The following is an 8,407-nucleotide window of genomic DNA, read 5'->3' on the forward strand; positions in this document are numbered from 1 at the left end:
GAACGGACCTATCCAGGACGGCTCCGACGCCGTGATCACACCAGCCACAACAAGATCATCTCATCCCTGACCAGGGGTTACGGGACAACCTTTAGCCTGAAGCCGCACCAGTTCAGGGACAGCTTCATCGCCGAGCTCGCTGACCGGATCCTCAGTCAGGAGAGCCGCGAGCAGCGTCGCCGCGTAACGGTGCTCAAGCCGGACACCGCCGCCACCGGTCGAGTAGGGGACGCAGATCCGGTCGCCACCGGGCCATTCTACGATCAGCAGGCGCCGGGAGAGGCCACGCCAGCCCGAGAGGCTGCGGCAACAGACGAACCCCACTGAGGCCAGGGCCGGCAAAGGCCTCTGCGGCCACTTCACACACCCCGATGCGCTCGAGCACCAGCCTCAAACCGGAATCACTCGAAAGTCGTCTCAGCAAGAACGAAAATAGATCTCAAGACTTGCGACCTCGCAGGTCAAAGTGATTGTTGACGCTTCAACTCGCTCGAACCAGCAGGTCGGTCACTCATCACCCTTCGTCTCAACTTCTGCAGCATTACAGGTCAGACGAACGCACTTGGAGCTAAACCTTCGATGCCAGTGAGACGACATAACTGTGGCGGCGGGATCTGCGGAGGTCTCGACAGGGGTGCAGCAGGCGACACCGCAGCATGCGTCGGCTCCTACGGCCGTGTGGGATGGCTGCCTCCGGCCGGCGGCGGGCGCGGCCTCGTAACGCGACGGCGTCATGACCTTGGAAGGCGGCAGCGATCAACTGCCCGGCCGACACTGTGAATGCCCGCGAGGCGACAGACGCCCCTGCCCGCCGTCCGTTCAGGGTTCAGACCGTGTACGAGCGTGCGCCCGTGCCGGCCAGTCTGCCGCCCTCCACGATGAGGTAGTCCTGGCGGATGGGGCGGTGGTCGAACCAGCACTCCAGGATCTCCCGGACACCTGACGCATACCGTGCCTGCGCGGAGAGTGACGCACCGGCCACGTGTGGTGTCATGCCCTCGTGCGGCATGGTGCGCCACGGGTGGTCCTCCTCCGGAGGCTCCGGGTACCAGACGTCACCCGCGTATCCCGCCAGGTGGCCGCGCTCCAGGGCCCGTACCACGGCGTCGCGGTCGACGATCAGGGCGCGGGCCGTGTTGACGATGTACGACCCTCGTTTCATCATGCCCAGCAGTTCGTCGTCGAAGAGGTTCACCGTCTTCGCGTGCAGCGGCGCGTGGATGGACAGCACGTCGACGGCGGCCGCCAGCGAGCGGACGTCCTCGTGCCACGTCAGCCCCAGTTCCCTCTCGACGTCCGGCGGCAGCCTGTGCACGTCGTTGTAGTGCAGTTTCACATCGAACGGCCTCAGCCGGCGGAGCACCGCCATGCCGATCCGTCCGGCACCGAAGACGCCGACGTCCATGCCCTCCAGGTCGTAGTTCCGCGCGACGCTGTCGGCCACGTTCCACCCTCGGCGTGTGGTGACCCACTCATGGCCCGGCAGGTAGTTGTGGACGAGCGCGAGGATCTGCATGACGGCGTGCTCGGACACGCTGATGCTGTTGCTGTAGGTGATCTCCGCGACGGTGATGTCGTGCTCGATCGCGCTCGGCAGGTCCACGTGGTCCGAACCGATCCCCGCCGTGATCGCCAGTTTCAGGCGCGGCGCACGCCGGACGCGGTCGGGAGTGAGATAGGCAGGCCAGAACGGCTGCGAGATCAGCACATCGGAGTCCCGGAGTTCGTGGTCCAGCACGGAATCGGGGCCCTCTTTGTCGGCGGTGACGACCAACGTATGGCCCCGGCTCTGCAGGAATGGGCGCAGACCGAGTTCGCCGGATACGCAGCCGACCAACTCCCCCGGCGTGAAGTCGAGTCCCTGGGGGCTGGGTGCCGTCTGCCCTCCGGGATAGCTGCTGATGAAGGGAATGCCGTCACGTGCATACCTGGGCGGGTAGCCGTCGACGGGGTCCGGATAGAGGACCGTGAGGATCTTTGCCATGGCTCCTCCTCCAACGCCGAAGGTAGCCGCGCATCACCGGAGGTAGCCGCGCTCCGGCCGGCCTTCCTTTACTGCCGGGGTGCCCGGCCCACCGCATATGAAACGGGCCCCGAACCCGTTGCATCACCGCACCCGCGGCCGCCGGATGCGCCGGGGAATGGAGCGGACACAACCCGTGCACTTCCGTTCCGCCGGCCGCCGGGCCAATGATCCACTCTTCGGCCGCTGGCTGGAGCAGATCACCACAACCGGTGGCTGCGCCCACCCGATCCACCTGACCGGCTCCACCACCGTCTACGACGCAGCCACCGGCGTCGTTTGCCGGTCTGCACGACATTGGCACCGGCTTTCCTCAACTCATGTCACGCGTAATCGGTAGAGGCTGTCAGCAGCTTGTCCCTCTTCAAGCCAGGCCCTCCACTGACGTCACAGTGACGATCAACAACTGACAATCACACGCAGACCATCACAGGCGTCTGGACACAGCCTGTGATGCCTACGGACACTGGATCATGACCTCTTTCGGTTCCCACGATGCGTCAGCTTCCGCCCTTGGCTACCTGTACCAGGGGAATTGGGATCTGCTGGAGCTCCTGCGTGGTTCGTCGTCGGAACGGCCAGACGGGGCTATCAGTCTTGAGCTGCATGACGATGTGGCGTGGGAAGAGGCGAATCGTCCCGTCGACCTACTGCAGACCAAGTTCCATCCACGGTCTGTCCGCACGTTGGGCGATCGAGATGATGATCTCTGGCGGACAATTCGGTCGTGGATGGACACTCATGAGCCCGGAGATGCCGATGGCCCGTGGCTGACCCTGGTGACGACTCAGCAAGCACGCACTGGATCAGCTGCCGCTGCGCTGCGTGGAAGCAGTCGACAACCTGACGTGGCCTTACGTCAGCTGGAGCAGGCGGCATCAGAATCAAAGGCGAAGGATACGGCTGACGTACGGGCTCGTTTCCTCGCCCTTTCTCCCAGCTCCAGAGCGGTGTTCGTCGACCGCATGCGCGTGCTCGACGGGTCCCGGGCATCGACGATCTTGACCAGGAAGTGCGCCAGCGGCTGGGGATGGTCCTCCCGTCCGGTGACGGCCCTCAGAACGCCTTCATGGGGCAGCTGTGGGCCTGGTGGTACGAGCAGGTAGTAGCGATGCTGCAGAAGCGCCGCACGAGCGTGTCAGTCGAGCAGGTCTATCGCCGGGTGAGCAGATTCGCGACGACTACACCGTCGATCGCCTACCCACGCTGGTGGAGCGGAGCGACTGGAAGGCCGCGCAAGAGGACGGTCTTGACTACAGCGAACGGTGCTTCGTGCATCAGCTGCGGTGGATCAACGCCAGCCGGGTCCAGCTGGAGAAGGCGGATGATGGACTACTACCGGGCCTACAACCAGGCACACGCCTGGGTGGACAACTACTTGATCGGGATCGACGAACTCGGCCGCTACCAAGAGGAACTGGTCGACGAGTGGGAGCGGCACTTCGACCGCATGGTCAGGAAGCTGCCGGCCGACGCAACGGAGGAGGCCCGGCAGCAGGCCGGGGACGATCTGCTGTGGCAGGTCCTGGAAAATGTCACGGTACCGATCCGCGACCAGTACGACCAAGTGTTCTTCCATCGCGGTCAACACCACTGTCTGGCAGACGAGGCCCTGGTGGGCTGGCATCCGGAATTTGTGCAGCGCGTGGAGGCCCTGACGAGTCAGGCAGCCCATGCCTAGTGCTGTGACCGCGTACGTTCGCTGGGTTGGTCAGGCCGCGGTTTTGAGGGGGGTCCTCCCCAGCGGATGCCCTTCTCGCTCCGGATACGAGCGCGTTCTCTGCGTTCGGCGGCCAGGACGTCGCGGTGGCGGGCGTTGTTGTTGCGCCAGCGCAGGTAAGCGTGCATGGCCCGGGTCTGCAGGGTGTGGTTGGGGTGGTGGGAGTTGGCCATGGTGAACTGCCGCAGCGGTCCGAGGTGCGCCTCGATCGGGTTGGCCCAGACGGTACGCGACGCCGGCGCAGCGGCGCGGGCTCAAGTTGCCCTGCAACTGGGCCTGCTGCCGGCACCTGTGGCGGCCGTGAGGAGCTCGAGCGGCTGGAGCAGGCTACGGCGCTCGCCGCGACCTGGCCGACGGGCATCGGGCTGCGGCCGGCCACCTCGGCGGAGATCCTGTGGATCTATGGGCACAGCACGCGCCGAGGCGTGCTCGAGCCGCTGCTTCCCGAAGGGGAGGCCGCACGGGTTCGGGGCCGCGGGCACGGGGTGGCGGCCCTCGGTCAGGCCGTACTTACCGAAGGCGGTCACACTTCCCCCGAGAGCGAGCTAGCCGGTAGGTCGCGCTCGGCGCGGGTGCGGCGGCCGGCGGGTAATCCCTTCGCCCGCCGCTGGCTGGAGGTGACCACCGAGTGGGGCGCCTCTTACCAAGCTCTGCTCGCTCTGGCAGAGATGCCCGAGTCCTTCGCCTTCCCCGGCTCCGAATACCTCGCCGCTCTCGACGGCTTCGCCTTCCCCGTGGACTGGGTGATGCGCCTGCAGGTGACCAGCGGCGCCGTAGCCGAGGCCAAGTCACGGCGCCACGCCCGCGAGTTGGCCAACCAGTACACGGAGTACGAAGGAGAGACCTCCGGGGTCCCGGCATCGGTGGACAAGGCCGCCGGCGGGCTGGATGAGTACCGAGAGCGGCTCACCGCCTCCAGCACGGAGGTAGAGGTGCGGGCCATGGGCGCGTTCTGTGTGTGGGGCGGCAGCCCCGAGGAAGCCGAGCGGCGCGCCACGGAGCTCGCGGGCTATTTCGGGGGCAAGGAGTACACCTTCGCCCGGCCGCGGGGGGAGATGGAGAACCTCTGGTACGGGATGCTGCCCGGCGCCCGCACCCCGCGCGTGATGGCGCAGTACGCCCAGTACCTCCTCGCCCGCGACTTCGCGATGGCCGGACCGTTCACCGGCAGCGGCCTCGGGGACGAGGCCGGACCGTTGTATGGGCTGCAGCTGGCCGGTGGCGGGGTCCGGCCCGTGTTGGTCGACTGGACGCGCGGGCCGCGCAAACACGCCTCGGCATCGGCGGTGTTCATCGGTGAGCTCGGCTCGGGTAAGAGTGTGGGGCTCAAGGCTGCGGTCTATTCGATCCTGGCAGCTGGCCGCCGCACCCGGTGGCCAGGCAGCCGTGGCCGCGCGGACGCCGACCGCAACCACATCTCGACACGCAGGCTCGCCCGGATGATCCTCACCAGGCCCGACAACCTCAAGACCGAACATCACGACCTCCTGGCACGGCTCACAGCAGCCTGCCCCGAGGAGACCCAACTGGCCGCCCACATCGCGGACTTCGCCCAGCTCCTGACGCCTCGCGAAGAAAACACCGAGGGCTCTCACGCTGGATCGTCCAGGTCCGCGCGACCGATCTGCCCCATCTGCACTCCTTCGCCCGGGGCCTGGACCGAGACCGGGACGCAGTGATCGCCGCGCTCACGCTCCCGTACAGCAACAGCCCCACCGAGGGCGTCAACACCAAAACCAAGCGGATCGCGCGCCAGATGCACGGACGAGCAGGATTCAGCCTACTTCGCCACCGCATCCTCCTCGGATAGCGGCACACTCCGTCACCACCGAATGTGAGACAGGGCCTTAATTCATGACACTCCCCACGGCGAGGACAGCGTTCACGAGGTCTGAGAGACCGCCTGGTCGACCAAGAAGGGAGCCGCAACTCCCCTGCACTCCTGCCGTGTCTCGTTGCTCCATCGCTCGGGCCAGCTTCGCAGCAGTGCCTGGATCTCGCGGCGCTCGCGTTCCTCTCGAGCAAGTACGTGCCGGTGAACGAGAGGATCGCGGTTTCGATCGATGGCGGCGCGTACGACGTCGGCCAGGACGTCCGGGGGCAGGGCCTCGACCTGTGTGGTCGCTGTGCCCGAGAACGTGCGGCGGTCGGTAGTCTTCGGTGGTGCGGTCGGCAGGTTGTAGGCGGCGACCTGATCAGCGGTGACCGCGACCTGTTCGAACTCCACCTCGGCACCGACGCCCTCGGCAAACGCGGCGACGTCCTCGGCGAGCGAGGTGAACGTGCGCTCTCCACTCTGGTCACGGTCGCCGAGGTGCAAGATCCGCGTCGTGCGGCCCCCGGCCGCCGCCCGCTTGGCAGCGTGGTGCTTGCCGGCGAGGCCGTCGAACCCGCCACGGGAGAAACAGGTGATCCCGAAACCGGCGCCGATCCGTGCGAGCTGCGGCACCATGCCTGCGGCCTCGCACCACAGCTCCAGCCGGACAGGCTGCCCCGCCTGCCGATCGACCCGGTAGCCGTCGGCGGCGCCCTTCACGGTTGCCCAGAAGTCCGCAGGATCGGCGAACGCCTGTGGGGCGTTGACCGCGATCTGGGTGTCGTCCCGGATTGCTTCCCATGCGATTCGCCCGGAGAGGCGGGCCATGTCGACGTACCCGCACATCCGTTTATAGTCGCGCTCGGTCTTGGCGAGCACACCGTCGCTGAAGAGCACGTAGAACAGCTGGCGGAGGGAGAGGGGCAGGTGCTCGCGGTAGCGGTCCAGGACGGACTCGACGGCGCCCAGGACCCGCACGGTCTCCCGCTTGGGCCGCCAGTTCGGCTGCGGGCCGCGGGGGCGTTTGTTCGGCATGAAGGGCGTCCTCTTACTCAACAAGGGTCAGGGTGCAGAACGCGGCGACCTGGTCCAAGGCAAGCCCGCCGTCCTCGAGGAGTCCACGGCGGCCGTCGGGGCGGGTATGGGCGGCGGTGTACAGGGCGAAGGGGGCACAACGTGAGTCGTTACCTTCCCGAAGAGGGAAGGCCGCACCCCCTTTGCGTGGAGTGCGGTACGCAAGGGGGTGCGGCCTTCGCTCTGCTGACGCCGGGGTGCGGTAACGGCGGAATCAAGCAGGAGACGCCCCAGCGGCGACGCCGTTGACAGACGCCTCGCCGACTACAACGACCATGACGGCGATGGGTCACACCGCACCCATCGCGCCCAGCGCATCGCGCATCTGCTGGCCGGGGCTGCCGGCGGTCGCCTCGGCCTCCTTCAGCTGCCGCTCGCGGATGTGCTGGACATTCAACGCCGTTGCGTTTGCCTTCTGCGCCGGATTGCAAGGCCGGTCTCGAAGAACGTGATCTCGGTGTGCACGGCGTTCCTTCACGCGACGTTGCGCCCTGACTAACTGATTAGTTAGTCTGCTCGCCATTGATGTTTCTCGACGTGCCCATGGCAGACGGGGGGGGAGACCGGCGCCACCCATCACCCAGGCCATCTCCCACCATCACGCCGCGCCGTACCCACGTCACCTACATTCCCGCGGGAGCCGTAGCGCTCCGCACCCGCCGGGTAACGGGCCCCCGAATCGCCTCCCCTCCCCCACTACAAGATCAGGAATTCTCCATGACCCACGAACTCCGCGAAGGCGATGAGATCGAACGCATAACAGACTGGCCCGCAATCCAGGAAATAATGGATACCAACCAGGGCGAAGACTTCGAAAACGCCCTCAGCGACGACGAGATGTGGGACTGGCTGGCCATCGAATCCAAGTGGACCGAGTACGCGCAACAGCAACTCAGCGCGCAGGGCATTCACTGGGCCCCGGACACCGGGCGCATCACCATCCCGGACACCATGACCACAGCACAGGCCGTCGCTGTCTGGGAGCAAGTCCGCACCAGCCTGCACGACTGGCTGGTCGCCGTCATCAACGAGACCCGCGCCGGAAAGCCCGACAGCGAGGACAGCGAGCGCACCCGCGGCGTCGGCTGGGTACGCCCCTACTGGGTCAGCCAGCCCTTTTACACTTGGTCATGAGCTATGAAGCGGACTTGGCAACCACGCCTGCGATGTCGACGACCCCGTTGGCTCTGCTTGGACACCGCCAGAGCCCAGCGGCTGCACGTACCCGTCTCCCAGAGGCCCTCTGAGAGAGCGGTTCGTAAGGTGATGTCCTTTTCCGGCTGAGGTTGGAGCCAGGTCGCTGGCGAAGTTGCCGGTATCGGCCTCGGTGAGGATCCCGAGTTTGACCAAGCGTTTCAGCTTGGCACGGGTGCCTTCGACGTTCTTCGGCGGCAGTTCGTGGCCGAGGGCTTCGCAGACGTCCTTGGCCCGTAGCGGCCCGGTCGCGTGGTTGAAGGCGGCGAGGATGCGGGGGTAGTCCGGGTGCTCGGGCAGGTCCGGCGAGGCGGCCGGGAGCCGGTCGGCGAGGCCAGTGACGGTCTTGCGGGTGATCGTGAGGTGCTCCAGGTGCGTCTCGGCCTCCCGCAACCGGGTCTGCAGGCCGTCGATCTGGGCGCGGAGGTCGTCGGCCAGGGCCCGGGCGGCGTCTTCCTGAAGGTCCAGGGCATCGAGCAGGGGCTCGGCTACCTCTGGGCCTTCGCGGCCCTTCGCCACTCACCCGGGGCGGGCGCCCACTACCGACGACGACGCGAGACCGGCGACTGGCACGCAGCCG

General features: G+C 66.7%; 6 protein-coding genes and 4 pseudogenes. 6 read left to right on the top strand and 4 right to left on the bottom strand.

Annotation, left to right across the window (positions count from 1 at the left end; genetic code table 11):
- Window positions 1–327 (top strand): hypothetical protein (locus AB0M26_RS30735; RefSeq protein ID WP_365266137.1); only part of this gene is annotated, 327 nt, incomplete at its 5' end.
- 499 nt (window positions 328–826) lie between these two features.
- On the opposite strand, the gene AB0M26_RS30740 is transcribed toward AB0M26_RS30735, so the two are convergent.
- A complete protein-coding gene (locus tag AB0M26_RS30740) occupies window positions 827–1,984 on the bottom strand; it encodes an NAD-dependent formate dehydrogenase (protein WP_365266139.1) in 1,158 nt (385 codons plus the stop codon).
- Between the two features lie 157 nt (window positions 1,985–2,141).
- On the opposite strand from AB0M26_RS30740, the pseudogene AB0M26_RS30745 reads away from it, so the two are divergent.
- Both AB0M26_RS30745 and AB0M26_RS30750 read left to right on the top strand, forming a co-directional pair.
- Window positions 2,142–2,303, top strand: a pseudogene (locus AB0M26_RS30745) (plasmid replication initiator protein); the annotation flags it as partial.
- A gap of 1,044 nt (window positions 2,304–3,347) precedes the next feature.
- Window positions 3,348–3,704, top strand: coding sequence for an ABC-three component system protein (locus tag AB0M26_RS30750; RefSeq protein ID WP_365266141.1), 357 nt, complete (start codon window positions 3,348–3,350; stop codon window positions 3,702–3,704).
- Here the strand turns inward: AB0M26_RS30750 and AB0M26_RS30755 are convergent.
- Window positions 3,701–3,964: pseudogene (locus tag AB0M26_RS30755) on the bottom strand (hypothetical protein); the annotation flags it as partial. The gene AB0M26_RS30750 and the pseudogene AB0M26_RS30755 sit on opposite strands and share 4 nt — an antisense overlap.
- Here AB0M26_RS30755 and AB0M26_RS30760 point away from each other — a divergent pair.
- Window positions 3,915–5,553 (top strand): annotated as a pseudogene (locus AB0M26_RS30760) (transposase). The pseudogenes AB0M26_RS30755 and AB0M26_RS30760 sit on opposite strands and share 50 nt — an antisense overlap.
- Before the next feature lie 72 nt (window positions 5,554–5,625).
- Here the strand turns inward: AB0M26_RS30760 and AB0M26_RS30765 are convergent.
- Window positions 5,626–6,594: a hypothetical protein gene (locus AB0M26_RS30765; RefSeq protein WP_365266143.1), complete on the bottom strand. Its 969-nt coding sequence runs from the start codon at window positions 6,592–6,594 to the stop codon at window positions 5,626–5,628.
- A gap of 756 nt (window positions 6,595–7,350) precedes the next feature.
- Here AB0M26_RS30765 and AB0M26_RS30770 point away from each other — a divergent pair.
- Complete coding sequence (locus AB0M26_RS30770; protein WP_365266145.1) at window positions 7,351–7,767, top strand: hypothetical protein; 417 nt, start codon at window positions 7,351–7,353, stop codon at window positions 7,765–7,767.
- On the opposite strand, the gene AB0M26_RS30775 is transcribed toward AB0M26_RS30770, so the two are convergent.
- Window positions 7,762–8,220, bottom strand: coding sequence for a hypothetical protein (locus AB0M26_RS30775; RefSeq protein ID WP_365266147.1), 459 nt, complete (start codon window positions 8,218–8,220; stop codon window positions 7,762–7,764). The two genes, AB0M26_RS30770 and AB0M26_RS30775, sit on opposite strands and share 6 nt — an antisense overlap.
- Here AB0M26_RS30775 and AB0M26_RS30780 point away from each other — a divergent pair.
- Window positions 8,200–8,407 (top strand): annotated as a pseudogene (locus tag AB0M26_RS30780) (hypothetical protein); the annotation flags it as partial. The gene AB0M26_RS30775 and the pseudogene AB0M26_RS30780 sit on opposite strands and share 21 nt — an antisense overlap.

Source organism: Streptomyces sp. NPDC051776 (genome assembly GCF_040681345.1).
In the GTDB taxonomy this organism is placed as follows: Bacteria; Actinomycetota; Actinomycetes; order Streptomycetales; family Streptomycetaceae; genus Streptomyces.